Genomic DNA, 26,266 nt, shown 5'->3' on the forward strand with positions numbered 1-26,266 from the left:
AAAACAAAACCCCAACTGCTTTCGCAATTGGGGTTTCGGAATTTAATCTTGACGATGACCTACTCTCACATGGGGAAACCCCACACTACCATCGGCGATGCATCGTTTCACTGCTGAGTTCGGGATGGGATCAGGTGGTTCCAACGCTCTATGGTCGTCAAGAAATTCGGGTACTGACTCGTGACCAGATGGCCTCGCTTCAGCAAATTGGGTATGTGACAGCTATCGGTGTTTGTGAACATCGAACTTTCGGTTCGTTTCGTCTTCACACACCGCAACTCTGGCCTTTCGACGCAAATTGCTTGGGTGTTATATGGTCAAGCCTCACGGGCAATTAGTATTGGTTAGCTCAACGCCTCACAGCGCTTACACACCCAACCTATCAACGTCGTAGTCTTCGACGGCCCTTCAGGGAACTCAAGGTTCCAGTGAGATCTCATCTTGAGGCAAGTTTCCCGCTTAGATGCTTTCAGCGGTTATCTTTTCCGAACATAGCTACCCGGCAATGCCACTGGCGTGACAACCGGAACACCAGAGGTTCGTCCACTCCGGTCCTCTCGTACTAGGAGCAGCCCCTCTCAAATCTCAAACGTCCACGGCAGATAGGGACCGAACTGTCTCACGACGTTCTAAACCCAGCTCGCGTACCACTTTAAATGGCGAACAGCCATACCCTTGGGACCGGCTTCAGCCCCAGGATGTGATGAGCCGACATCGAGGTGCCAAACACCGCCGTCGATATGAACTCTTGGGCGGTATCAGCCTGTTATCCCCGGAGTACCTTTTATCCGTTGAGCGATGGCCCTTCCATACAGAACCACCGGATCACTAAGACCTACTTTCGTACCTGCTCGACGTGTCTGTCTCGCAGTCAAGCGCGCTTTTGCCTTTATACTCTACGACCGATTTCCGACCGGTCTGAGCGCACCTTCGTACTCCTCCGTTACTCTTTAGGAGGAGACCGCCCCAGTCAAACTACCCACCATACACTGTCCTCGATCCGGATAACGGACCTGAGTTAGAACCTCAAAGTTGCCAGGGTGGTATTTCAAGGATGGCTCCACGCGAACTGGCGTCCACGCTTCAAAGCCTCCCACCTATCCTACACAAGCAAATTCAAAGTCCAGTGCAAAGCTATAGTAAAGGTTCACGGGGTCTTTCCGTCTAGCCGCGGATACACTGCATCTTCACAGCGATTTCAATTTCACTGAGTCTCGGGTGGAGACAGCGCCGCCATCGTTACGCCATTCGTGCAGGTCGGAACTTACCCGACAAGGAATTTCGCTACCTTAGGACCGTTATAGTTACGGCCGCCGTTTACCGGGGCTTCGATCAAGAGCTTCGCGTTAGCTAACCCCATCAATTAACCTTCCGGCACCGGGCAGGCGTCACACCCTATACGTCCACTTTCGTGTTTGCAGAGTGCTGTGTTTTTAATAAACAGTCGCAGCGGCCTGGTATCTTCGACCGGCATGAGCTTACGGAGCAAGTCCTTCACCCTCACCGGCGCACCTTCTCCCGAAGTTACGGTGCCATTTTGCCTAGTTCCTTCACCCGAGTTCTCTCAAGCGCCTTGGTATTCTCTACCCAACCACCTGTGTCGGTTTGGGGTACGGTTCCTGGTTACCTGAAGCTTAGAAGCTTTTCTTGGAAGCATGGCATCAACCACTTCGTCATCTAAAAGATAACTCGTCATCAGCTCTCGGCCTTAGAATCCCGGATTTACCTAAGATTCCAGCCTACCACCTTAAACTTGGACAACCAACGCCAAGCTGGCCTAGCCTTCTCCGTCCCTCCATCGCAATAACCAGAAGTACAGGAATATTAACCTGTTTTCCATCGACTACGCTTTTCAGCCTCGCCTTAGGGACCGACTAACCCTGCGTCGATTAACGTTGCGCAGGAAACCTTGGTCTTTCGGCGTGGGTGTTTTTCACACCCATTGTCGTTACTCATGTCAGCATTCGCACTTCTGATACCTCCAGCAAGCTTCTCAACTCACCTTCACAGGCTTACAGAACGCTCCTCTACCGCATCATCCGAAGATGATACCCGTAGCTTCGGTGTATGGTTTGAGCCCCGTTACATCTTCCGCGCAGGCCGACTCGACTAGTGAGCTATTACGCTTTCTTTAAAGGGTGGCTGCTTCTAAGCCAACCTCCTAGCTGTCTAAGCCTTCCCACATCGTTTCCCACTTAACCATAACTTTGGGACCTTAGCTGACGGTCTGGGTTGTTTCCCTTTTCACGACGGACGTTAGCACCCGCCGTGTGTCTCCCATGCTCGGCACTTGTAGGTATTCGGAGTTTGCATCGGTTTGGTAAGTCGGGATGACCCCCTAGCCGAAACAGTGCTCTACCCCCTACAGTGATACATGAGGCGCTACCTAAATAGCTTTCGAGGAGAACCAGCTATCTCCGAGCTTGATTAGCCTTTCACTCCGATCCACAGGTCATCCGCTAACTTTTCAACGGTAGTCGGTTCGGTCCTCCAGTTAGTGTTACCCAACCTTCAACCTGCCCATGGATAGATCGCCCGGTTTCGGGTCTATTCCCAGCGACTAGACGCCCTATTAAGACTCGCTTTCGCTACGCCTCCCCTATTCGGTTAAGCTCGCCACTGAAAATAAGTCGCTGACCCATTATACAAAAGGTACGCAGTCACAGAACAAAGTCTGCTCCCACTGCTTGTACGCATACGGTTTCAGGATCTATTTCACTCCCCTCTCCGGGGTTCTTTTCGCCTTTCCCTCACGGTACTAGTTCACTATCGGTCAGTCAGTAGTATTTAGCCTTGGAGGATGGTCCCCCCATATTCAGACAAAGTTTCTCGTGCTCCGTCCTACTCGATTTCATTGACTAAGAGATTTTCGCGTACAGGGCTATCACCCACTATGGCCGCACTTTCCAGAGCGTTCCGCTAATCTCAAATCAACTTAAGGGCTAGTCCCCGTTCGCTCGCCACTACTAAGGGAATCTCGGTTGATTTCTTTTCCTCAGGGTACTTAGATGTTTCAGTTCCCCTGGTTCGCCTCTTGCACCTATGTATTCAGTACAAGATAACCATCTTATGATGGCTGGGTTCCCCCATTCAGACATCTCCGGATCAAAGTCTGTTTGCCGACTCCCCGAAGCTTTTCGCAGGCTACCACGTCTTTCATCGCCTCTGACTGCCAAGGCATCCACCGTATGCGCTTCTTCACTTGACCATATAACCCCAAGCAATCTGGTTATACTGTGAAGACGACATTCGCCGAAAATTCGAATTTCTCAATTAAGAGAACTCACAAATTTTACCTTAGCCTGATCCGTTACCAGTGAAAGTAACGTTCAGTCTATCTTTCTATCACATACCCAAATTTTTAAAGAACGAACTAGTCAAAGACTAGAAATCAACATTCATCATCACACTGATGGAATGCTCATTTCTAAGCTTTCGAACTTCAGAAGCAGTAGTGGTGGAGCCAAACGGGATCGAACCGTTGACCTCCTGCGTGCAAGGCAGGCGCTCTCCCAGCTGAGCTATGGCCCCGTATTTCTACAGGCGTTTCCCACACAAAATTGGTGGGTCTGGGCAGATTCGAACTGCCGACCTCACCCTTATCAGGGGTGCGCTCTAACCAACTGAGCTACAGACCCAATTTCGGGCTGCTTCTTTCGTCTTCTTCAATGAATCAAGCAATTCGTGTGGGAGCTCATGAAGCAGCTGATGTCGTCGATTAAGGAGGTGATCCAGCCGCAGGTTCCCCTACGGCTACCTTGTTACGACTTCACCCCAGTCATGAATCACACCGTGGTAACCGTCCTCCCGAAGGTTAGACTAGCTACTTCTGGTGCAACCCACTCCCATGGTGTGACGGGCGGTGTGTACAAGGCCCGGGAACGTATTCACCGTGACATTCTGATTCACGATTACTAGCGATTCCGACTTCACGCAGTCGAGTTGCAGACTGCGATCCGGACTACGATCGGTTTTATGGGATTAGCTCCACCTCGCGGCTTGGCAACCCTTTGTACCGACCATTGTAGCACGTGTGTAGCCCAGGCCGTAAGGGCCATGATGACTTGACGTCATCCCCACCTTCCTCCGGTTTGTCACCGGCAGTCTCCTTAGAGTGCCCACCATAACGTGCTGGTAACTAAGGACAAGGGTTGCGCTCGTTACGGGACTTAACCCAACATCTCACGACACGAGCTGACGACAGCCATGCAGCACCTGTCTCAATGTTCCCGAAGGCACCAATCCATCTCTGGAAAGTTCATTGGATGTCAAGGCCTGGTAAGGTTCTTCGCGTTGCTTCGAATTAAACCACATGCTCCACCGCTTGTGCGGGCCCCCGTCAATTCATTTGAGTTTTAACCTTGCGGCCGTACTCCCCAGGCGGTCAACTTAATGCGTTAGCTGCGCCACTAAGAGCTCAAGGCTCCCAACGGCTAGTTGACATCGTTTACGGCGTGGACTACCAGGGTATCTAATCCTGTTTGCTCCCCACGCTTTCGCACCTCAGTGTCAGTATCAGTCCAGGTGGTCGCCTTCGCCACTGGTGTTCCTTCCTATATCTACGCATTTCACCGCTACACAGGAAATTCCACCACCCTCTACCATACTCTAGCTTGTCAGTTTTGAATGCAGTTCCCAGGTTGAGCCCGGGGATTTCACATCCAACTTAACAAACCACCTACGCGCGCTTTACGCCCAGTAATTCCGATTAACGCTTGCACCCTCTGTATTACCGCGGCTGCTGGCACAGAGTTAGCCGGTGCTTATTCTGTCGGTAACGTCAAAACAGCAACGTATTAAGTTACTGCCCTTCCTCCCAACTTAAAGTGCTTTACAATCCGAAGACCTTCTTCACACACGCGGCATGGCTGGATCAGGCTTTCGCCCATTGTCCAATATTCCCCACTGCTGCCTCCCGTAGGAGTCTGGACCGTGTCTCAGTTCCAGTGTGACTGATCATCCTCTCAGACCAGTTACGGATCGTCGCCTTGGTGAGCCATTACCTCACCAACTAGCTAATCCGACCTAGGCTCATCTGATAGCGCAAGGCCCGAAGGTCCCCTGCTTTCTCCCGTAGGACGTATGCGGTATTAGCGTTCCTTTCGAAACGTTGTCCCCCACTACCAGGCAGATTCCTAGGCATTACTCACCCGTCCGCCGCTGAATCCAGGAGCAAGCTCCTCTCATCCGCTCGACTTGCATGTGTTAGGCCTGCCGCCAGCGTTCAATCTGAGCCATGATCAAACTCTTCAGTTCAAACATCTTTGGGTTTTTAAGAAACCCTAAACTTGGCTCAGCAATCGTTGGTTACATCTTTGATTTCTCGCGGAGTAACTTGTGATGCTGATAATCTTGTTGACTATCAGTCTGACTCCACAAGCACCCACACGAATTGCTTGATTCAGTTGTTAAAGAGCGGTTGGTTAAGATCTTTCGTCTCAACCGAGGCGCGCATTCTACAGCAGCCTCATTTGCTGTCAAGTGATTATTTTCATTCAAATCAATCACTTGCGCTAACCAGTTTCAAAGTCCTCGTCAGCGGGAGGCGAATAATACAGGACTGGAATCCGTGGTCAACCCCCTTCTGAAAATTCTTTTCCCTTACCAAAGAGTGATCAAAATGCCGAGCGTGCCCATAAGCTGGGCGTGACCCTGACGCGCAGCGGGAAGGCCATCAAGGAATACATCAGAAGAGCCTGCCGCAATAGGGCGGGTACTGTGCCTAGATAAATGACAACTATATGTATCACTCTTACGCGCCGCCGGCCTCGCCACTCTGACCACCTGTCAAAATTCCTTGTAAGCTTCATTACCTCACAGAACAGCCTGCTGATCAGGAATCGTGGGGCGGTATACTTGCTCGAATTCAACGACCATTCGCCTGCCGGAGTGCCATTAGCTGTCCGGCGAGATCCCCTAAAGGCACACCATGGAAACCTCTCTGGAAACAGTCGCCCTTTTCTCCCTCAAGCTCGCCTACGAGGAAGAAGGCCTGAGCCCGATCCTGCGCGATGACATGGTCATGGGTGACTACCAGCGGGACATTTTCGAGTTGTTGGTGCGCCGGCGTGATGTGGAGACCATTCAGTTAAAAGTGAATGAATGCCTGGGACTGGCGCTGGACGCCTTGGGCGGTGTCGAGAAACCGCTCGGTCGTGAGTTGCACAAGCTGTCAGCGGACTTCAGCCAGGCGCAGTCGCTGGAGCAGCTTGATCAGCCGCTGCTCGCGCTCAAGGGTTATCTGAAGGACATTCTGTAATTCAGCGCGCCGCGCGCCCTTACAATAGATGCCTGGAGATGTACTTCGAAATCTCCACCATCGACGTTTTCCCGGTGAACTCGAACTTCACCTTCCCCAGCGACGAAAAATAAATCTCCAGTTCCGAGTCCAGATCAAACGTTCCGGAGGTCTCCACGGAATACGCGACAATGTTCTTGTACGGCAGTGAAGTGAAATCCTTCTTGCTGCCGGTGATTCCCTGCACATTGACCGCGATGATGCGTTTGTTGGTGAACACCACGCCATCGCGCATGGCTTTATAGGAATCGATCACCTCTTCACCTTCCAACAGCAACGCCGTCACACGTTCGGCGTACTCGTCGTTCTGCTTGAGTTTGAAGAAGCCTTTGTTGTTGAAGTCGATCATCTGTCCATCCTTTGATTGAGAAAGATCCGCCATCATCAAAGTCCGTTACGTGGATGAAGTGAGTGGCGCGACGCTACTATTTTGTTATCTTGCCGTCCGTCTACAGCGCGCCTCATCAATGCGCGCTGTCTCAGGATTTTTGCAGGTAAAGGAAAGGATCGAATGGCGTTTCTGTGTCTACTCGCATTTCTGGCGACATGGGGTTTAATGTGGCGCTGGGTGGTGAAGAACCGCGGCAACTGGAATCTTTTTTTCGGCAACGTTCTCGGTGCCGGGGCGGGGTTTATTGTCGGCGTGGTGGTGTTTTCCATCACGCTGTCACTCTTTGCACCGGAGCTTAAAACTGCAAAAAAGCAGGTTCAAGAAACGGCAACTCAAGCGGTCGCGCCTGCTGCGATGATGCCTGAACCCGAGCCCGAGACTGTTCCTGCGCCGGCCCCGGTCGCCGTCGCGCCGCCGGCACCTGCACCTGCACCTGCACCTGCACCTGCACCTGCACCTGCACCTGCACCGGACAATTTTCCGGCATTCGTTGCTGGTAAACCACAGAATGAGCCTTCGCCACCCGAGTCCGCGCTCCTGCCCAACTACAGCAATCGCCTGCCAGCTTCACTGGCAGAGAAGGACTTCAAGGACACCGTGGGCAACGACTTCGCTGTTTTGCGCAGACTCGCCGGCAGCAATCCGAATGCCGACAAATCCTTGATGGCGTTCATGATTTGCGAGCCCTTCATCAAGAGTGCCATGCGCTTTTCAGCGTCGACGGTGATCTCGAGCGCCAGGGACGCCAGCAGCCAACGCTTCAAGGATCAGACCTACACCGTTAGCAGTACCGCCACTGCCCGGAATATGTTGGGTGACGATATCAGCTACCGTTTTGACTGTTCAGTGCAGCAAGTGGACGGCAACGATGCGGGCAAGGCTGCGTGGCGACTGCTCGATCTGAAGTTGAAGAAGAGCCAATCTTAAGTCTCGCTTAAGGGTTAAAGGCGCCGGCTGCGCTATCATCGCCGGCCTGTGCGCCTTGAGCTTTGCCTGCGAATGCCTCCAACACCTGATGACCTGATCCCGTTGCCAGCCGTTTTGGCCGGTCCGCTGTTGCGACGGCTGGAACCGACGCGACTGGTGTTGTGGCTGGTGGGTACACGCCAACTGTCACTGACTTTGCGCCTGCACGATGTAGGAGATATTCCTCTCGGTGCCGAGCAATGTACGGTCATTCCTGTAGGCCGTCGGGCATTCATTCACCTCATTGAGGTCACCCTGCAAAGCGCCCTGCCCTGCGACACGCATATCGACTATGACCTGCTGATTGACGGCACCACTGGGATCGCTGAGTGGGCACCGCATCTGCTGTATGGCGATGCGACGAACCCGAACTTCGTTCTGCGTTCGCGGATTGATCAACTGCTACATGGCTCCTGCCGCAAGCCGCATCACCCCGCAGCGGATGGTTTGCTCTGTGTCGATCGATTGTTGGCAACCGAAACCGATCCGCAACAACGCCCGGCCCTGTTGATGATGAGCGGCGATCAGGTCTACGCCGACGACGTTGCCGGGCCGATGCTGAGGGCGATTCACGCCTTGATCGAACGTCTTGGCCTGTTCGACGAACACCTCGAAGGTGCCGTTGTCAGTGACAGCGCCAAGCTCTACGAACACCCTGCCAGTTACTACCACCGTGCGGATTTGTTACCCGCGCTGGAAAGCAACGAGACATTGCGCGAGCGATTTTTCGGCGGTGCGCGTAAGCCGATTTTCACCAGCAGTAATGCCGATAACCACCTGGTGACCCTGGCCGAAGTCATGGCGATGTACTTGCTGGTTTGGTCGCCGGTTGCCTGGGCACTGATCAATCCGCAAGCCCCTGCGCTGACGCCCGAACGACGTCAGCGCTATGCCCTCGAACAGACGCGGATCGACGGTTTCAAGGCTGGCCTGGGCAACGTCGCTCGAGCACTGGCGCATCTGCCGAGCCTGATGATTTTCGACGATCACGACATCACCGACGACTGGAACCTGTCCGCGCAATGGGAGGAAACGGCTTACGGCCATCCGTTCTCCAAACGCATCATCGGCAACGCGTTGATCGCTTACATGTTGTGTCAGGGCTGGGGCAATAACCCGGACGCCTTCAAAGGGCTGCTGGAGAAAACTCTGGGGTTGAGCACCAGCGGCGATGACCAATACCTCGACAGCCCGCTGCAAGACGATCTGATTGACGACCTGCTGCGCTTTCAACATTGGCATTTCGTACTGCCGGCGAGTCCTGCGCTGGTGGTCATCGATACCCGCACCCGGCGCTGGCGCAGTGAGATGGCGCTCAAGCAGCCTTCCGGCCTGCTCGACTGGGAGGCCTTGAGCGAACTGCAACAGGAGCTGCTCGATCACCCGTCGGCGATCATCGTTTCGCCAGCGCCGATCTTCGGCGTGAAGCTGATTGAAACCGTGCAGAAAGTCTTCAGTTGGTGCGGATATCCACTGCTGGTGGACGCGGAAAACTGGATGGCCCATCGCGGCGCGGCACAGGTGATCCTGAACATTTTCCGCCACTCGCGCACACCGGGTAATTACGTGGTGCTGTCCGGCGATGTGCATTATTCCTTCGTCTACGAAGTACTTATCCGACACCGCAAGGCCGGACCACGGATCTGGCAGATCACCAGCAGCGGCATCAAGAACGAGTTTCCAAAAACCCTGCTGGAATGGTTCGACCGCCTCAACCGCTGGCTCTACTCGCCGCGCTCACCGCTGAACTGGTTTACGAAACGTAGGCTGATGCGCATCGTGCCGTACACGCCGGAACACGCGGAAGCGGGTGAACGGTTGTGGAATTCGGCGGGGATCGGCCAGGTGTTTTTCAATGAGCAGGGGCAGCCGCGGGAAATCATTCAGCACAATTCGAATGGCGCGGAGAAAACGCGGATGCTGGCGCCGGATCTGGCGGATTATCCGGACTAAGTCTTTGCTCGCTCCCACAAGGGGCAGCGGATGCCTGTCAGTGAGTTGTTACTGCCCGCACCACTCCCCTGACAATCATCTCCACCTCACGCTCATCAATCGTCAGCGGTGGCAGCAGCCGTATCGTCTTGCCACGCGTGACGTTGATCAGTAATCCATGATCGCGCGCGGCGATCAGCGTCAGGTCACGCACCGGTTGTTTCAGGTCGATACCGATCATCAAGCCCTGACCGCGAATCGCCAGCACATTGGGGTTGTCCGCCAGTTCTGCGCGTAACCGCGCCAACAGACGCTCACCCTGCAACCGCGCATTTTCCAGCAATCCTTGTTCTTCGATGATATCCAGCACCGTGCAACCCACTCGACAGGCCAGCGGATTGCCGCCGAACGTGCTGCCATGGCTGCCGGGCGTGAACAGATCCGCCGCCCTGCCCCGCGCCAGGCACGCGCCGATCGGCACGCCATTGCCCAGTCCTTTGGCCAGGGTCATGACGTCGGGAACGATGCCTTCGTGCTGGAACGCGAACCAACGGCCGGTGCGACCGATGCCCGTCTGAATCTCATCGAGCATCAGCAGCCAGGCGTGACGATCGCACATTGCACGAAGCGCTTTCAAATAGCCGGGCGGCGCCAACTGCACGCCGCTTTCGCCCTGAATCGGCTCGACCAGAATCGCCACAATTCGCTCGCCATGTTTGCGCTGCACCTGTTCCAGCGCAGCGAGATCACCGAACGGCACTTTGACGAAATCACCCGGCAATTGGTTGAAACCCAAGCGTACCGCCGGGCCATCGCTGGCCGACAACGTACCCAATGTACGGCCATGGAAGGCGTTAGCCATTACCACCACCAACGGCTGTTCAATGCCTTTGCGCCAACCGTACAACCGCGCCAGCTTCAGCGCCGTCTCATTGGCCTCGGCACCGGAGTTGTTGAAAAACGCACGCGCCATCCCGGACAGTTCAGTCAGCCGTTTTGCCAGCTGTTGCTGCCAGTCGATGCTGTACAGATTGGAGGTATGCAGCAGCAACCCCGCCTGCTCGCTGATCGCCGAAACAATCTTCGGATGCGAGTGGCCGACATTGGTCACCGCCACGCCGGCAACCGCATCCAGATACTCGCGACCAGCCTGATCCCACAGTCGGGTGCCCAGGCCTCTGGTGAAACTCAGGGCCAGCGGTTGGTAGGTGTTCATCAGGGCGGCGGTCATGACTTCAAGCTCCAGTGCAGGTCAGTGTGTTGGCAGTATGGTTAGCCACTCGAACTGGATAAACTCAGTAAAACTTCGATCATTTAAAAGCAGGGCTTGATAATGGACGTATTCCAGTCAATGAGTGTCTACGTCAAAGTCGTCGAAGCCGGGAGCATGACGGCGGCCGCGTTGCAGTGCGATATGTCGACGACGATGGTAGGTAATCATCTGCGGGCGCTGGAGCAACGCCTTGGCGTGCAACTGCTGCAACGCACCACCCGACGTCAGCGCCTGACTGAATTCGGCAGCGTTTATTACCAGCGTTGTCTGGATGTACTGGGACTGGTGGCCGACTCAGAACGTCTGGCCGAACAAGCACTCGATGAACCCCGTGGCCTGTTACGCATTACCGCGCCACTGACCTTTGGTGTAGAACGTTTGGCACCGGCGCTCAGCGATTTTTCCCTGCAGTATCCGCAGGTCAAAATGGATGTGGTGCTGACCAACAGCCGTCCGGACCTGCTGGAGAGCGGTCTCGACGTCGCGTTTCGACTCGGTCATTTCGAGGAGTCGAACCTGATCGCCCGTCCCTTGATCGATTACACACTGACCGTGTGCGCCTCCCCGGAATATGTGGCCCGCCGTGGTATGCCGAAGACACCCGAAGACTTGCAGCAACACGACTGCCTGTCGTTCGCCTATCCCGCTGGCGACGATTGGCAATCCGTGGAAAAACGCTGGCGCCTCAGCGGCCCGGACGGAGAAATTCTCGTCGACGTCAGCGGGCCGATGCTGATGAATACTTCAGCCGGTTTGCATCAAGCGGCCCGCACCGGCATGGGTATCGTGATGCTGCCCGATGCCCTGGTGGAACGGGATCTGCGCGACGGCAAACTGGTGACCGTCGTTGCCGACTACCAACCTCCCAGCCGTCCCTTGCACTTGCTCTACGCCCCGGATCGCTATCGCTTGCCGAAGCTGCGCCGCTTCGTCGAATTCGCAATGCAGACGTGGGGTAGATCCTGACGTCGAGCGCTGGACTAATCTCGAAAAACTGCTGACAAGGAGTCGAACCATTGATGAAAAACAACCTGACCGTACGCAACCTGTTGCCTGACGAGGTGGAGTCGGTACGGCTGTTCCTCGGACAACATGGCTGGGGGCACCGCACCGGATCCAGCGAACATTTCACGCAACTGATCAACAACTCTCAACGCACGGCGGTTGCCCTGCGCGACGCCCGGATCGTCGGCTTCGCCCGGGGTATCTGCGATGGTTTGTCCAACGGCTACCTGTCGATGGTCGTGGTCGACGGCCAGTACCGGCGCGAAGGCATTGGCCGCCAGCTGGTTGAGCATGTGATGGGCGACAACCCCGACATCACCTGGGTACTGCGCGCCGGACGGGAAGGTGCCGAGGCCTTTTTTGCCAGCCTGGGGTTTGAGACATCGGTGATTGCAATGGAACGGCCGCGATTAAAATAAGCGGCGTCCACCCTGGCAACCGCTATGATCCGGTTCCTCTTTCCAGCACGGACGCTGTGCGATGCTTGTCACTCTACAAAATACCCCCCTGTGGGTTTATGTCGTTTTTCTGGTTCTGCTGTATTTCGGTCTCAAGGCCCGCAAACCGCAAAACGAAAGCCGATTTGCGCTGTTATCGACCCCGCTGGTGTTATTGGTCTGGTCGCTGATGTCATTGAACCTGACGGATGATCCAGGCTTGACCCTGGGCGGCTGGCTCATTGCTTTGTTACTGGGCACCCTGTCGGCATGGCTGATTTTCCCGAACAAGGGGGTCAATCTTGATGATCCGGAAACCGGGTTGATCGTGCCGGGCACCTGGAAAGCGCTGATACTGCTGCTGCTTTTTTTTGCCGTGAATTACTATTTCGGCTATCAGGATGACGTGCACCCGGAGCGGGCTGCCGCCCCGGATATGGTGTTGTTCAAAGCCGTCGCATCGGGCTTTATCACTGGTCTGATCAGCGCTCGCTCACTGAAATATTACCGCTTGCTGCGCACCCTTCAGGCTCAACGCCCGCCATTGGGCAGCCAATGAGTCAGGAGCCACTTTTCACCAACACCGGTTTCTCCTGATAGCGCTGAGCAAACACCTGCTTCAGATTCGCCACCTTCGGCATGTCGTTGATCACGATGTAGGGATAACTTGGGTGCTCCGTCAGGAAATCCTGGTGATAGTCCTCCGCCGGGTAGAAGCCGTTGTAGCTTTCCAGTTTCGTGACGATGGGTTTATTGAAGGCATGCGCCGCATCGAGTTGCGTGATGTAGGCCTGCGCAACCTTCTGCTGATCGGCGTTGACCGGGAACAGCGCCGAGCGATATTGCGTGCCGCTGTCCGGCCCTTGGCGGTTGAGTTCAGTGGGGTTGTGGGCCACCGAGAAGTAGATCTGCAGCAGGCTGCCGTAGCTGACCTGAGCCGGATCGAAGGTGACTTGCACCGACTCGGCATGGCCGGTATCGCCTTCGCTGACCCGCTCATACTCTGCCGTATTGGCCGCGCCGCCGGCGTAACCCGAAACGGCTTTCTGCACGCCTTTGACGTGTTGGAAAACACCCTGCACACCCCAGAAGCAGCCACCGGCGAACACCGCCGTTTCGCTGCGTGCCTGAGTGACTTCATCAAGGGTTGGCGGTGGAATGACCACCGCGTCTTCACCGCCCAGGGAGAACGCTGAAACCTGGCCTATCACGCCTGCAACCGCCACTCCCAACAACATACGACGCCATGTAATTTTCATTTCAATAATTCCTGATTAGCCGAAGGTAAAGGCGTAGGCCGACACGCCCGGGTCAAGAAATTCGATGCTGAAGGTCCGATCCTTCACGCCATCGGTTTGCCGCACCAGTTGATACAGGCGCTGCTCGGTCACATGACCGCTACCGTCGGGGGCGACGTCGACACCATGCGCCGCACCCGGCGCCTGGCCGTCGATCAACACTTTGAAACGCACCGGTTTACCGTCCGCTCCCGGCCCAAGCACCAGATGCAGATCGCGGGCATGGAAGCGATAAACGATACGGCTGGCGGTGGCACTGGCAGTGGCGCGCTCGGCACCGACGGTCCATTGGCCGCCGAGGCTCCAGTCATTCAGGGCGAGATTGGCCGGAGGGTTGTAGGTCGCGACCTTGTCAGGCTCAAGGTTGGTTTGCGCTACGAAATGTTCCGCACGCTGGTAGCCGACATAGGTCTCCGGCGATTGCGCTTCGTTCATGTCCGGCGCCAGTTGCACGCCCTTGGCGTCAGCATTGATCAAACCGTTCGCGACGCTTTTCGCACCGGCTTCACGCAACAATTGCTGTATGACGCGCTCCGATTCGGCGTAGTCCCCTTCGCCAAAGTGGTGGTAACGGATACGCCCCTGAGCGTCGGCAAAGTAATGCGCCGGCCAATATTCATTGTTGAAGGCACGCCAGATCTTGTAGTCGTTATCGATGGCCACCGGATAGTTGATGCCAAGCTCTTTCATGGCTTTGGTGACGTTGCCGACGTCACGCTCGAAAGCGAATTCCGGGGCGTGTACGCCGATCACCACCAAGCCCTGATCGCGATACTTCTCGGCCCAGGCTTTGACGTACGGCAGCGTGCGCAGGCAGTTGATGCAGGAGTAAGTCCAGAAATCCACCAGCACGACTTTGCCCTTCAACGCTTGGGCATCAAGCGCTGGCGAGTTGAGCCATTGCACAGCGCCATCCAGCGGCGGCAACTGACCCTCGACCGGTAATGTGCCCGCAGCTTTGGCCGCCATTTTCATTGCACCGCCAGCGGCCATCATGTTGCCGTTGGCCGTGTCATCTGCCGGCGGAATCTGCGCCATCATCGCGCCGTTCGCGTTGGCGGTTTTACCCGAAAGCCTGCCGACCAGAGACTGTTCCAGACCACCGGTAGACGCCGTCGATAACCGTGCGAGAACCCCGGTATCAAGCCCCAGCGCAATCGCCGCGACACCGGCCAACATCAATGCGCCGAGGCCACGACGAATCCACTCGCCGGTGCCGATCGAACGCTTCATCAGCGCAAAGACCTTACCGCCCAGCAGCAATGCCGCCGCCAGCGATGTAGCGGCGCCCGCCGCGTAAGCGAGCAACAACAGCGTGGTGGCGATGCTTGCCCCTTGCAGTGCTGCGCCGGTCAGAATCAACCCCAGAATCGGCCCGGCACACGGAGCCCAGAGCAGGCCCGTGGCGACGCCGATCAGAAACGAAGCGCCGGGACGCGGGCGATTGTCCTGCCCGGCGGCTTCCGACAAACGACTGCCCGCCGACACCAGCGGCCGGGTCAGCCGTTCTGCCACGCGCGGCAGCAGCAAGGTCAGCCCGAACAGTGCAACGAACAGCAACGCGAGCCAGCGCCCGTACTGATTGACTTGCACCACCCAACCGCCGCCCACCGCCGCCAACGAGGCGACGAGCGCAAAGGTCACCGCCATCCCCGCCAGCAGCGGCAAGCCACTCTTGATAAACGGCTGCCCGGTGCGAGCGAAGACAAAAGGCAGAACCGGCAGGATGCACGGGCTGACAATCGTCAGCACGCCACCGAGATAAGCGAGAACCAAGAGCCACATAAATTCGTCCTGTTTGAAGTGAAGATCGCGAACGGGTCATGACTCAAGCCGCCACGGCTTTGAAGGTCATCGCCAGGCCGTTCATGCAGTAACGCAGGCCGGTAGGCTTGGGCCCATCATCGAAAACATGTCCCAGATGGCCGCCGCAGCGGCGACAGTGGACCTCGTCGCGGGACATGCCGAACGAGCGGTCCTTGCGCGTGGCCACTGCCTGTTCCAGCGGTGCCCAGAAACTCGGCCAACCGGTGCGGCTGTCAAATTTGGTCGCGGATGAAAACAGCGCCAGATCACACCCGGCACAGGCAAAGGTGCCGGTGCGATGTTCGTTGTTGAGCGGGCTGGTGTAGGCCCGCTCAGTGCCTTCCTCACGTAGGATCTGGTACTGCTCGTCGGTCAGGAGCGAGTGCCATTGACTGTCGCTGTGAGTCACTTCGAACGCCTCGTCTGCTCGCGCTTCACTGACCAGTGCGGTGCTGGTCGACAATTTTGGCAATACACCCGCCACCAGGGCTGCAACCCCTAGCCCGCCGCCCGCTAACAGAATCTGCCGCCGTGAAAACATGGCCGTCTCCAAAAATTCCAGATGCCCTTCATGGAACACAGCCTAGGTTTGGTTTGATCGCCAAATCCTCACGGGAAGTTAACGAATTCGTGATAACTCGCCCGGAGGAAAACCCGCACAATGCGCCTATCGCGCCGAAGGATTGAGTTTCATGGAACAGACCAAACGCGTTCTCGTGGTCGAGGACGACCTGCACATCGCCGACCTCATTTGCCTGCATCTGCGGGATGAACAATTTGAGGTGACACACAGCGCCGACGGCGACGAAGGCATGCGCCTGCTGCAGCAAGGTCATTGGGATGCATTGATCCTCGACCTGATGCTGCCGGGGGTCGACGGTCTGGAAATCTGCCGCCGCGCCCGGGCCATGGCCCGCTACACACCGATCATCATCACCAGTGCCCGCTCCAGCGAATTGCACCGCATTCTTGGCCTTGAACTGGGCGCCGATGATTACCTCGCCAAACCGTTTTCGATGCTCGAACTGGTGGCCCGGGTCAAAGCCTTGTTGCGCCGCGTCGATGCGATGGCGCGCAATCTGAAGATGGACGCCGGCAGCCTCAGCCTCGATGGCCTGAGCATCGACCCGATCACCCGCGATGTCAGTCTCGACGGGCAGCGCCTCGATCTCACGCCACGGGAGTTCGATCTGCTGTACTTCTTCGCGCGCCAACCGGGCAAAGTCTTCTCGCGCATGGACCTGCTCAACGCCGTCTGGGGCTACAGCCATGAGGGCTACGAACACACGGTGAACACCCACATCAATCGCCTGCGGGCAAAGATCGAAAAAGACCCGGCCCAGCCCTCGCGTATCCTCACGGTGTGGGGCCGCGGCTATAAATTCGGTGCAGAACACCCATGAAATTGACCCTGACGCAGCGCCTGTCCATCGTTTTCGCCGTGTTGCTGCTGGTGTGCTGCGGCACCTCGGCATGGCTGCAAGTGCGTTCCAGTCAGATGCATGAACTGGAGGTGGTGCAGGGGCTGTCGAGGGATCTGGCGCAACACATCGCCCACGACACGGTGCTGATGGACAGCAATGGCCTGATGCCCGGTGCCGTGCGCGAACTGTTCAGTCAGTTGATGCTGGTCAACCCGAGTGTCGAGGTGTATCTCCTCGACACCGAGGGGCGGATCGTCGGCAATGCCGCACCCGAGGGCCGGATTCGTCGGCAGCAGGTCGATCTGGCGCCGATCCGCCAACTGCTCAACGATCAGCCTCTGCCGATCCTCGGCGATGACCCGCGCAGCATTGACGGGCGTAAGGTTTTCAGCGCCGCGCCGTTGCGGGTCAACGGTAAACCGGCCGGTTATCTGTACGTGGTGTTGCTCAGCGAAGAACATGACCGTTTCGCCGAGCGTGGGGCGACCAGCGCGGCGCTTAACACCGCGCTGCTGTCAATCGGGCTGGTGGCGTTGCTGTGCCTGATTGCCGGTCTTACGGCGTTCAATCTGATTACACGGCCGCTGCGGCGACTGACCGAAACGGTCAGCCGTTTTGATATCGATGGCGCGCCGCGAGCCGTACCGGCACCGGTGGAAAAATCAGCTGACCCGGATGAAATTGCGGTCCTCGACGCGGCTTTCCGGCAGATGCAAAACCGCCTCGGCGAACAGTGGCGCTCCTTGACCCGTCAGGATCAGGAACGCCGCGAACTGGTGGCGAATATTTCCCACGACCTGCGCACGCCTTTGGCTTCGCTGCACGGTTATCTGGAAACCCTGTCACTCAAAGACGCCACGCTGTCCCCAGAGGAACGCCGCCGTTATCTGGGCATCGCTCTCGATCAAAGCCGCAAGGTCGGTGGCCTCGCGCAATCACTGCTGGAGCTGGTGCGCCTCGAGCACGGTTTTGTGCAACCGGTGCTGGAGCGGTTCTCCCTGATCGATCTGGTGCAGGACATCTTTCAGAAATTCGAACTTACGGCCGAAGCACGACAAGTGGAGCTCAAGGCGCATTTCGTACCCAACCTGCCAACGGTCTGCGCCGACCTCGGGCTGATCGAACGGGTGCTGACCAATCTCGTTGATAACGCTTTGCGCCATACGCCCCAGGGCGGCGAAATCGAACTGGATCTGAAACCCCATGCAGCATTGGTCGATGTGACGGTCAGTGACACCGGGCCGGGCATTGCTGCCGAGTTGCGCGAAGGTCTGTTCCTGCGGCCCTTCAATATCGGTGGCGCGCGACGCGACGGCGGCCTGGGGCTGCGCATTGTGCACCGCATTCTGCAACTGCACGGGCGCGAGATTCAGTTGCTGGACATCAGCGGTCGCGGTGCGACGTTCCGCTTCTCGCTGCCGACAGATCAGCAAACGGCCGAACAATGGATGGTGCGCTCGATGAATCTGAACACCCCGGGGAAATAGTTGAGACCGCCGGCCCGTTGCTCCGTGACAACGCCGCCGCGCTCCCCTAAATTAGTCGGCCTGAAAAAGCCCACGGGCTTGCTCATCTCCACTCAAGTTAAAAAGTAGTGAAATTTCAATGTCCGATTTCAACACCGCTGAATCCGTAGTCACCGAATCGTCCAAAGCGGAATACGAAAACTCCATCAATCTTTCACAACACCTGCCACAAGCCAAAATCATCAGCGAGATGGTCCTGGACGCGTTCCAGTCGACCCGCGAAAGCGACCAGATCCGCGAACTGCGCACCGCAATCCGTCAGGCTCACGACAGCTTCGATGACGACAAGGCCTACGAGCTGATGGGCGAACTCAAGTCTCTGAAAGACGCCGAAGCCGCCGATCTCGCCGCTCTTGAAGACCTCAGCAGCAAGTTCTCGATCGGCCGCATCCTGTCCAGCTTCAAGGACGATCCGGCGTTCCAGGAAATCGTTTACGGCCTGGCTCTCAAAGTGCTGAACCAGACTCATCAGGCGATCAGCAACCCGAGTGGCGGCAAGAGCAAAACAGCCAAGAAGAAAGAAGTCGAAATCTTCACCATCAGTAAAGACGGCATCAGCGTAACTCTGCCAATGCGCACGCCGCGCTCGCGCCTGAGCGTTGACCGTGAAGCGCTGGAATTCCTCGGTTTCACCTTCGTCGGTGAAGGTGAAGAAGCGGAACTGGAAAGCGAAGTCTTCGTTGATAACGAAGGCACCGAGCAGGCCGTTAACCGCAAGAACATCATCACCGCCCTGCAAAAACAGACCGCGTTTGATGGGTACAGCATCGCTGCGCAGTAATTTTCAGCGCTGACGAAAAAGCCCCGCACTGGGATTCAGTGTGGGGCTTTTTGGTTTTCGGCCTGGGGGTTATGCGTCGGAGTGCAATGCCGCAATCATGTCGACTTCAATCGCCGCATTCTTCGGTAACTGATACACACCGACGGTGGTACGCGTGTGCCGGCCAGCATCGCCGAGCACATGGCTGAACACGTCCGATGCGCCGTTGGCCACTTCACTCAGGTCAACAAAGTCCGGCGTCGACTTCACATACACGGTGACCCGCAGCAACGCCTTGATCTTGTCCAGAGAACCGACTGCATCGACGATCAGCGCCAGACAACGCATCGCACTGATGCTCGCGGCGGCCTGGGCATCCCTCAGGGTCAGCTCCAGTCCGACGCGTCCGGGATACTGAATCTTGCCGTGAGTACGCGGCACCATGCCGCTGATGTACAACTCATCGTGATGACGGATCAGCGGCGCGTAATTGCCGCCGGCCGTGTTCTCACCATAGATGTCATAGTTCAGATCCTGGGCCAGGGCAATGAAGCGTTCGTCGCAGGTCATCCTCTCAGTCATTTCGCCCAGCCTTATGATCAGTGTATGAAGAACCGCAGGTTTGGACCGATGACCGCAGGATCTTTGAATCGATACGTGCCATCGATATGGTTGGATCCAAATCTAGGTCTTTTGCCAATTGATAGCAACTTGTTGGCCCACGCTCAGGTTACCAACACAAAATCCTGTAGGAGCTGCGGCACGCTGCGATCTTTTGATCTGATCTTTAGTTCAACAATCAAAATCAAAAGATCGCAGCGTGCCGCAACTCCTACAAGGGGATCGCGTCGAGGTGGTTGCGCTGTCCCAAACGCAACAGTTACCCAACAAAAAACCCCGCACATCTCTCAATGTGCGGGGTTTTTCTTCAAGCCTTTGAGCCTTACGGCGCGTACGTCAGCAGCAACTCCGCCGGCACCTTGAAGTCCAGGGACATCATGACGCTCAACGCGGTGATGGTGAAGATCGAGAACACGAACAGCTTACGTGCCCAGACGGTGTCATCCACCGCTTTGTAGCCGGTCCAGGCCATGTACAACCAGTACATGCCCATGGCCGCTGCTACAGCGAGGTAGCTCATGCCGGCGTAGCCGCTGAAGGTCAGCATTAAGGTCGCCACGAGGAACGCCAGGATGTAGAGCAGAATGTGCTTCTTGGCCACTTGAATCCCGCGCTTCACTGGCAGCACCGGAATCGATGCGGCCAGATAATCGTTGAAGCGGAAGATCGCGATGGCGTAGGAATGCGGCATCTGCCACAGGCTGAACATCACCAGCAACGTCAGCGCGGCCATGTCGAAGCTATTGGTTACAGCAACGTAACCGATCACTGGCGGCATGGCGCCGGACAGACTGCCCACCAGCGTGCCGTGAACCGACTTGCGCTTGAGGTACAGGCTGTAGAAGCCGACGTAGATAACAAAGCCGATTACCGCGAACAGGGCAGCCAACGGGTTGGCCACCTTGTACAACAACGCAACGCCGAGAACACCAAGGATGGTCGCGTAAACCAAGGCCAGTTTCAGGGAGATCAAGCCCTGCACCAGCACGCGGTTTTTAGTGCGTTCCATCTTCAGGTCGATGTCGCGGTCGATGCAGTTGTTGAACACGCAACCGGAGGCGACAACCAGGGACGTGCCGATCATGGCTGCCAGAAACACCGCCAGATCGACATGCCCTTTCGAGGCCAGGAAGAACCCGCCTGCCACAGAAAGCACGTTACCGAAAATGATCCCCGGTTTGGTGATTTGGATAAAGTGCTTGAGCGACATCGGGTCTACCTCACTTCGCCATCATGTACGTGTGGATGCTGAACATGATCCACAACGACAGGCCAACCAGCAGCACGATCACAATCGCGGCGAACACGAAGGCGATCACATTGTTACGTTGCGCAGCCGAACGGTCCAGGTGCAGGAAGTACACCAGGTGGACAACCACCTGGATCACGGCGAAAGCCAGAACGATCATCAGCGTGATCGATTTCGGCAACGACGGGTACATCACCAGTGCAAACGGAATAGCAGTCAGGATCACCGAAAGGATGAAGCCGATCGCGTAGGACTTGACGCTGCCGTGGCTGGCGTCGTGGCTGTCATGGGAGTGTGCGTTAGCCATTACAGGGTCCCCATCAGGTAAACAACGGTGAATACGCAGATCCACACCACGTCCAGGAAGTGCCAGAACAGGCTCAGGCAGCTCAGACGGGTCTTGTTGGTCGCCGTCAGGCCGTGCTTGTTGACCTGGTACATCATGATGCCCATCCAGATCAGACCCGCAGATACGTGCAGACCGTGGGTGCCGACCAGGGTGAAGAACGCGGACAGGAAGCCCGAACGGCTAGGACCGAAGCCCTCGGAGATCAGCAGGTGGAACTCGTTGATCTCCATGGCGATAAAGCCTGCGCCCAGCAGGAAGGTCATGAACAACCAGCCCAGAACCTGCTGCTTCTTGCCTTTGTACAACGCCAGCATGGCGAAGCCGTAGGTGATCGAACTGAACAACAGCAGAGCGGTTTCGCCCAGCACGTATGGCAGTTCGAAGATGTCGTGGCCCGCAGGGCCACCGGCGACGTTGTTTACCAGTACCGCGTATACCGCGAAGATCGACGCAAACAGAATGCAGTCGGTCATCAGGTAGAGCCAGAAACCGTATACGGTCATCTCGCCCGAATCGTGGTGATGGTCATCGTGCCCATGTTCACCATGGGCGTGTCCAGCATTGGTCACTAAATTCGACATGGTTTAAGCCTGTTCCAACGAGGTTTCAACACGGGTGGCGTTGGCCGGGATTTTCCCTGCCGCGACCAGACGCTTGTGCTGCTCGGCTTCGATACGTTCGATCGTTTCAACCGGAACCATATAGCCCTGGTCATCACGTGCAGCGTGGATCACGAAGTAGACGACAGTGCCTACCAGGCTCGCGATGGCCAGCCACCAGATGTGCCAGATCATGGCGAAACCGAAGACGGTCAACAGCGCGCCCATCACTACGCCAGTGGCAGTGTTGTTCGGCATGTGGATCGGCTCGTACTTGGCCGGTTGCTGGTACGCAGTACCGTTTTCCTTGGCTTCGGTGAACGGGTCGATGCAGTCAGCCTTAGGCAGCACAGCGAAGTTGTAGAACGGCGGTGGCGACGAGGTCGACCATTCCAGAGTGTGTGCATTCCACGGGTCACCGTGATCGCAGATGTTCTCTGGCTTGTTGCGGTCACGCACACTGACGTACAGCTGAATCAGTTGGCAGGCGATACCGGCAGCAATCATCACCGCACCGAACATGGCAACGTACAGGTACGGTACCCACTCAGGGTTGGTGGTGGCGTTCAGACGACGGGTCATGCCCATGAAGCCCAGTGCATAGAGCGGCATGAACGCGACGAAGAAGCCCGAGATCCAGAACCAGAACGCTGCTTTACCCCAGCCTTCGTGCAGCTTGAAGCCGAACGCTTTCGGGAAGTAGAAGGCGAAACCGGCGATGTAACCGAATACCGCACCGCCGATGATCACGTTGTGGAAGTGCGCGATCACGAACAGGCTGTTGTGCAGAACGAAGTCAGCACCCGGGATGGCCAGCAGTACGCCGGTCATGCCGCCGATGGCGAAGGTCACCATGAAGCCCAGAGTCCACAGCACCTGGCTGGTGAAGCGCAGGCGGCCCTGGTAGATGGTGAACAGCCAGTTGAATAGCTTCACACCCGTCGGGATGGAAATCAGCATCGTCGCCAGACCGAAGAAGGCGTTGACGCTTGCACCCGAACCCATGGTGAAGAAGTGGTGCAGCCAAACCATGAAGCCCAGTACCGAGATCGCGCCCGAGGCGTAGATCATCGAGTGGTGGCCGAACAGTTTCTTGCCGGTGAAGGCCGAGATGACTTCCGAGAAAATGCCGAATGCCGGCAGGATCAGGATGTATACCTCAGGGTGGCCCCACGCCCAGAACAGGTTGACGTACATCATTGGATTGCCACCAAGTTCATTGGTGAAAATGTGGAAATCCATGTAACGGTCAAGGGTCAGCAGTGCCAGGGTAGCGGTCAGGATCGGGAACGAAGCCACGATCAGAACGTTAGCCCAGGTGCAGGTCCAGGTGAAGATCGGCATGTCCATCAGTTTCATGCCAGGGGTACGCATTTTCAGCACGGTCGCGAGGAAGTTAACCCCCGTTAGCGTCGTACCTAACCCGGACAGCTGTAGCGCCCAGATGTAGTAGTCCATGCCCACGCCAGGGCTGTATTGCAGACCCGACAGCGGTGGATAAGCAACCCAACCGGTCTTGGCGAATTCGCCAACGCCCAGGGACAGGTTGATCAGCACAACGCCGGACACCAGCAGCCAGAAGCTCAGGGAGTTCAGGAACGGGAAGGCAACGTCACGTGCGCCGATCTGCAGCGGCACTGCAAGGTTCATCAGGCCGGTGAAGAATGGCATCGCCATGAAGATGATCATGATCACACCGTGAGCGGTGAAGATCTGGTCATAGTGTTCAGGCGGCAGGTAGCCAGGCGAACCCTCGGTGGCCATGGCCAACTGGGTACGCATCATGATGGCGTCGGCAAAGCCGCGCAGCAGCATGACCATGGCGACGATGATGTACATCACGCCGATTTTCTTGTGGTCAACCGAGGTCAACCACTCGGTCCACAAGTAGGTCCACTTCTTGAAGTAGGTGATTGCAGCGAACAGCGCCAGACCACCGAGCGCGATCATGGCGATGGTAATCATCACGATCGGTTCGTGGAATGGGACTGCTTCCCAACTTAATTTACCAAACATCGTTTACTCCTCTGCCCCGGCAGCTGAATGCGAACTCGAGTCAATTTCCGTGGCCGCCACTTCTTTCTCTTTCTTCTCGTGCTTCAGTGGCTTGCCCGGCTTCATACCTTCGTACTTGTCGACGATGATTTGGAACTGGTTCGGCGTGACCGAGGAGTAGAGCTCGACTGGGTTGTTCTGGCTTGGCTTGGCAAGGGCTGCGTATTCAGCTTGATCAAGCTGTTTAGGTGACTTCTTGACTTCACTTACCCAGGCGTCGAAATCTTCCTGAGTCGTTGAGATGGCTTTGAACTTCATGCCGGTGAAACCCGCGCCGCTGTAGTTGGCGGAGATACCGTCCATTTCAGCGTTGCGGTCAGCGATCAGGTGCAGTTTGGTCTGCATGCCCGCCATCGCGTAGATCTGGCCGCCCAGACCCGGGATGAAGAACGAGTTCATCACAGCGTCAGAGGTGATCTTGAAGTTGATTGGCGTGTGCGCCGGGAACACGATCTTGTTGACCGTGGCAATGCCTTGTTCCGGGTAGATGAACAGCCACTTCCAGTCCAGCGCGACCACTTCGATGGTCACTGGCTTGACGTCAGACTCAATCGGACGATACGGGTCCAGTTCGTGAGTCGAGATGTAAGTGATGTAACCCAGGGCAATGATGATCAGGACCGGGATGGTCCACACAGCCACTTCGATTTTGGTCGAGTGCGACCATTTCGGGGTGTAGACGGCGTTCTTGTTCGACGCGCGGTATTTCCAGGCGAACAGGAAGGTCATGACGATAACCGGCACAACGACCAACAGCATCAGCAGGGTCGCGGTGATGATCAGGTTGCGCTGTTCCAGGCCGACCTGGCCCGTTGGATTGAGCAAGGTCATGTTGCAGCCTCCCAGCAACAACGTGCCGAGCAGCGGCACTAGGCCTAGTAATCTGGGGTACCTGTTTTTACTCATCTCACGACCTCTAAAGCAGCTTGCGCAATGCAGTTGGGTTTTGATCGCCAACACTTCACCCTGCCAAGGGTTGGCATTTTCTTTGGATTGAATAAGGGCCGCCCGTCGCGCGTCAGACGCTCGACAAATCCCGGGACAGCGTTAAGTTCTTATTCGAATTCGTGGTCAAAGGCCTTGTTACAGACCAATTCCATTTGGTGCGGAAAGTTGGAAGGCACCGACACCTGGGTGTCTTGAAAGCCTCTCGACTTGCTCGACACCCGACTTCCTGCGCAGCCCTTTAATAAAGTGCTCCTTAATAAAGGCTGAACAGTGCCGGGAATTCAGTGCGGGCGATTGTAGATAGGTAGCGCCCTATACACCATGTCTTATCCCGAAATAATTTTTATCCATTCGAGCAACAATCCATCACCATTTTTGCAAAAGTTCCGCATGTTATCGAAATCGATTCTCAACAAAAACACCAAAAAATGTAGGTGTATCCGCCTCAGTTCAGACAGCTCCGAAGGCTTTTTCTGAACGTCTGATCGGCGCAAAGCCCGATATTCCAAGGGCTCTGGCCATTTGCCAGAGCGTGTTAAAACTGCCTGATCTGGCACTCACGTTCAAAACCAGAAAAACGCTGAAACAGACCAATGTTTTTATGTAACAAGAGGCCAATCGGCCACTTCACGAAGCCCTGCGGCACACCGCGTGTGACAACATGTCGCACACCTGCCGCACCCTCCCTTGCCGTTCGTCACGGCGATTTCACAAAGTCTCTGAACGGCAAAACGCCCCGACTTGCTGATCCGCAAATCGAGGCGTTAGCTGTATCGGCGCAACTGCCGAAAAGTTGATTCAGCGCAGTTCTTTTCGGTTACGCGAGGTGAGCAGTGGCACCAGGATCACCACCAGCACAAACGCCACCAGCGCCCATTGCGCCAGCGACAGGCCGAGGATCGGCGGATACGGCGTCGAGCAGAAACCGTCGACCTGGAAGCCCAGCGGGAAGATCTTCGCCAATGGCAGATCATCGACAATCGGCTGCAACACATCGATGCCACAGCTGACTGCCGGATAGAACTGGGTGTACACGTGGTGCCCGGCAACGCCGGCCCCGGCAATCGCACAAATCACTACCAGCACCTCGAACACGGTGATGCTGCGCCGCGTGCGCATGGCCGCGCCGATGAACGCGAACAGCGCGATCAGCAGCAACGCATAACGCTGCAAAATACACAGTGGGCACGGCGCTTCGCCGAGCACGATCTGCATGTACAGCGCGCCACCGATCAGCGCCAGGCAGATGATCCCCAGCAGCACCAGAAAGCGCCGTTCACGGCCCAACCGAATCGTTTCCTCGCTCATTGCCTTTCCCTTGTATGTCCA

Annotated in this window: 22 protein-coding genes, 2 tRNA genes and 3 rRNA genes; 9 read left to right on the forward strand and 18 right to left on the reverse strand. The window is 56.5% G+C overall.

Annotated elements, in window-relative coordinates; translation table 11 throughout:
- Positions 1-46 precede the first annotated feature (46 nt).
- The 6 genes from rrf to JFT91_RS00030 form a co-directional block, all read right to left on the reverse strand.
- A 5S ribosomal RNA gene (gene rrf / locus JFT91_RS00005) occupies positions 47-162 on the reverse strand.
- A gap of 151 nt (positions 163-313) precedes the next feature.
- Positions 314-3,208 (reverse strand): 23S ribosomal RNA (locus JFT91_RS00010).
- Between the two features lie 247 nt (positions 3,209-3,455).
- Positions 3,456-3,531, reverse strand: a tRNA-Ala gene (locus JFT91_RS00015).
- Positions 3,532-3,561: 30 nt separating this feature from the next.
- Positions 3,562-3,638, reverse strand: a tRNA-Ile gene (locus JFT91_RS00020).
- 81 nt (positions 3,639-3,719) lie between these two features.
- Positions 3,720-5,256: ribosomal RNA gene (locus JFT91_RS00025) — 16S ribosomal RNA — on the reverse strand.
- Together the 16S, 23S and 5S rRNA genes with 2 tRNA genes alongside form the textbook arrangement of a ribosomal RNA operon.
- Positions 5,257-5,601: 345 nt before the next feature.
- Positions 5,602-5,784, reverse strand: coding sequence for a PAAR domain-containing protein (locus JFT91_RS00030; RefSeq protein ID WP_518524851.1), 183 nt, complete (start codon positions 5,782-5,784; stop codon positions 5,602-5,604).
- 145 nt (positions 5,785-5,929) lie between these two features.
- On the opposite strand from JFT91_RS00030, the gene JFT91_RS00035 reads away from it, so the two are divergent.
- Complete coding sequence (locus tag JFT91_RS00035; RefSeq protein ID WP_201206483.1) at positions 5,930-6,259, forward strand: hypothetical protein; 330 nt, start codon at positions 5,930-5,932, stop codon at positions 6,257-6,259.
- Positions 6,260-6,278: 19 nt separating this feature from the next.
- On the opposite strand, the gene JFT91_RS00040 is transcribed toward JFT91_RS00035, so the two are convergent.
- A complete protein-coding gene (locus tag JFT91_RS00040) occupies positions 6,279-6,647 on the reverse strand; it encodes a PH domain-containing protein (protein ID WP_103304522.1) in 369 nt (122 codons plus the stop codon).
- Between the two features lie 162 nt (positions 6,648-6,809).
- Here JFT91_RS00040 and JFT91_RS00045 point away from each other — a divergent pair, with 162 nt between their 5' ends.
- A complete protein-coding gene (locus tag JFT91_RS00045; RefSeq protein WP_201231265.1) occupies positions 6,810-7,616 on the forward strand; it encodes a hypothetical protein in 807 nt (268 codons plus the stop codon).
- A 72-nt stretch (positions 7,617-7,688) separates the two neighbouring features.
- Positions 7,689-9,608 carry an alkaline phosphatase D family protein gene (locus JFT91_RS00050; protein ID WP_201231266.1) on the forward strand — a complete coding sequence of 640 codons (1,920 nt, stop codon included), beginning with the start codon at positions 7,689-7,691 and terminating at the stop codon, positions 9,606-9,608.
- A gap of 37 nt (positions 9,609-9,645) precedes the next feature.
- On the opposite strand, the gene JFT91_RS00055 is transcribed toward JFT91_RS00050, so the two are convergent.
- On the reverse strand, positions 9,646-10,818 hold the full coding sequence (locus JFT91_RS00055) for an aspartate aminotransferase family protein (RefSeq protein ID WP_201231267.1): 1,173 nt from the start codon (positions 10,816-10,818) through the stop codon (positions 9,646-9,648).
- 102 nt (positions 10,819-10,920) lie between these two features.
- Here JFT91_RS00055 and JFT91_RS00060 point away from each other — a divergent pair, with 102 nt between their 5' ends.
- From JFT91_RS00060 to JFT91_RS00070, 3 genes are all read left to right on the forward strand, one after another.
- Positions 10,921-11,826, forward strand: a complete 906-nt coding sequence (locus JFT91_RS00060; protein WP_201231268.1) for a LysR family transcriptional regulator — start codon at positions 10,921-10,923, stop codon at positions 11,824-11,826.
- 53 nt (positions 11,827-11,879) lie between these two features.
- Positions 11,880-12,284, forward strand: coding sequence for a GNAT family N-acetyltransferase (locus JFT91_RS00065; RefSeq protein WP_201206491.1), 405 nt, complete (start codon positions 11,880-11,882; stop codon positions 12,282-12,284).
- Positions 12,285-12,345: 61 nt separating this feature from the next.
- Entirely contained in the window at positions 12,346-12,861 is a 516-nt protein-coding gene (locus JFT91_RS00070; RefSeq protein WP_201231269.1) for a DUF6622 family protein, read from the forward strand.
- A 1-nt stretch (position 12,862) separates the two neighbouring features.
- On the opposite strand, the gene msrA is transcribed toward JFT91_RS00070, so the two are convergent.
- Genes msrA through msrB form a run of 3 tightly spaced genes read right to left on the reverse strand, consistent with a single transcriptional unit; the run spans position 12,863 to position 15,947 of the window.
- Positions 12,863-13,561 (reverse strand): peptide-methionine (S)-S-oxide reductase MsrA, encoded by a 699-nt coding sequence (gene msrA, locus JFT91_RS00075; RefSeq protein WP_201206493.1) that lies wholly within the window; start codon positions 13,559-13,561, stop codon positions 12,863-12,865.
- A 15-nt stretch (positions 13,562-13,576) separates the two neighbouring features.
- On the reverse strand, positions 13,577-15,385 hold the full coding sequence (locus JFT91_RS00080) for a cytochrome c biogenesis protein DipZ (RefSeq protein WP_201231270.1): 1,809 nt from the start codon (positions 15,383-15,385) through the stop codon (positions 13,577-13,579).
- A gap of 43 nt (positions 15,386-15,428) precedes the next feature.
- A complete protein-coding gene (gene msrB, locus JFT91_RS00085) occupies positions 15,429-15,947 on the reverse strand; it encodes a peptide-methionine (R)-S-oxide reductase MsrB (protein WP_201228417.1) in 519 nt (172 codons plus the stop codon).
- Positions 15,948-16,098: 151 nt separating this feature from the next.
- Between msrB and JFT91_RS00090 the strand changes: the two genes are divergently transcribed.
- The 3 genes from JFT91_RS00090 (at position 16,099) to JFT91_RS00100 (ending at position 19,137) form a co-directional block, all read left to right on the forward strand.
- A complete protein-coding gene (locus JFT91_RS00090) occupies positions 16,099-16,809 on the forward strand; it encodes a response regulator transcription factor (RefSeq protein ID WP_201147677.1) in 711 nt (236 codons plus the stop codon).
- Positions 16,806-18,317, forward strand: a complete 1,512-nt coding sequence (locus JFT91_RS00095; protein WP_201231271.1) for a sensor histidine kinase — start codon at positions 16,806-16,808, stop codon at positions 18,315-18,317. Before JFT91_RS00090 ends, JFT91_RS00095 begins: the two co-directional genes overlap by 4 nt.
- Positions 18,318-18,435: 118 nt before the next feature.
- Positions 18,436-19,137, forward strand: a complete 702-nt coding sequence (locus JFT91_RS00100) for a hypothetical protein (protein WP_201231272.1) — start codon at positions 18,436-18,438, stop codon at positions 19,135-19,137.
- 69 nt (positions 19,138-19,206) lie between these two features.
- Here the strand turns inward: JFT91_RS00100 and JFT91_RS00105 are convergent, their stop codons facing one another.
- The 7 genes from JFT91_RS00105 to JFT91_RS00135 form a co-directional block, all read right to left on the reverse strand.
- Positions 19,207-19,698 (reverse strand): RidA family protein, encoded by a 492-nt coding sequence (locus JFT91_RS00105; protein WP_201206504.1) that lies wholly within the window; start codon positions 19,696-19,698, stop codon positions 19,207-19,209.
- Positions 19,699-20,059: 361 nt separating this feature from the next.
- Positions 20,060-20,947 (reverse strand): heme o synthase, encoded by an 888-nt coding sequence (cyoE, locus tag JFT91_RS00110; RefSeq protein WP_053123579.1) that lies wholly within the window; start codon positions 20,945-20,947, stop codon positions 20,060-20,062.
- 10 nt (positions 20,948-20,957) lie between these two features.
- Positions 20,958-21,293, reverse strand: coding sequence for a cytochrome o ubiquinol oxidase subunit IV (gene cyoD / locus JFT91_RS00115; protein WP_201147669.1), 336 nt, complete (start codon positions 21,291-21,293; stop codon positions 20,958-20,960).
- Complete coding sequence (gene cyoC / locus JFT91_RS00120; protein WP_129395410.1) at positions 21,293-21,916, reverse strand: cytochrome o ubiquinol oxidase subunit III; 624 nt, start codon at positions 21,914-21,916, stop codon at positions 21,293-21,295. The genes cyoD and cyoC overlap by 1 nt, the downstream gene beginning before the upstream one ends.
- 3 nt (positions 21,917-21,919) lie before the next feature.
- On the reverse strand, positions 21,920-23,950 hold the full coding sequence (gene cyoB / locus JFT91_RS00125) for a cytochrome o ubiquinol oxidase subunit I (RefSeq protein ID WP_158958288.1): 2,031 nt from the start codon (positions 23,948-23,950) through the stop codon (positions 21,920-21,922).
- Between the two features lie 3 nt (positions 23,951-23,953).
- Positions 23,954-24,895 carry a ubiquinol oxidase subunit II gene (cyoA, locus tag JFT91_RS00130; RefSeq protein ID WP_008084799.1) on the reverse strand — a complete coding sequence of 314 codons (942 nt, stop codon included), beginning with the start codon at positions 24,893-24,895 and terminating at the stop codon, positions 23,954-23,956.
- Positions 24,896-25,735: 840 nt separating this feature from the next.
- Positions 25,736-26,245 carry a disulfide bond formation protein B gene (locus tag JFT91_RS00135; RefSeq protein WP_201228420.1) on the reverse strand — a complete coding sequence of 170 codons (510 nt, stop codon included), beginning with the start codon at positions 26,243-26,245 and terminating at the stop codon, positions 25,736-25,738.
- Between the last annotated feature and the right edge of the window lie 21 nt (positions 26,246-26,266).

This window comes from Pseudomonas sp. TH08 (genome assembly GCF_016651275.1).
Lineage (GTDB): Bacteria > Pseudomonadota > Gammaproteobacteria > Pseudomonadales > Pseudomonadaceae > Aquipseudomonas.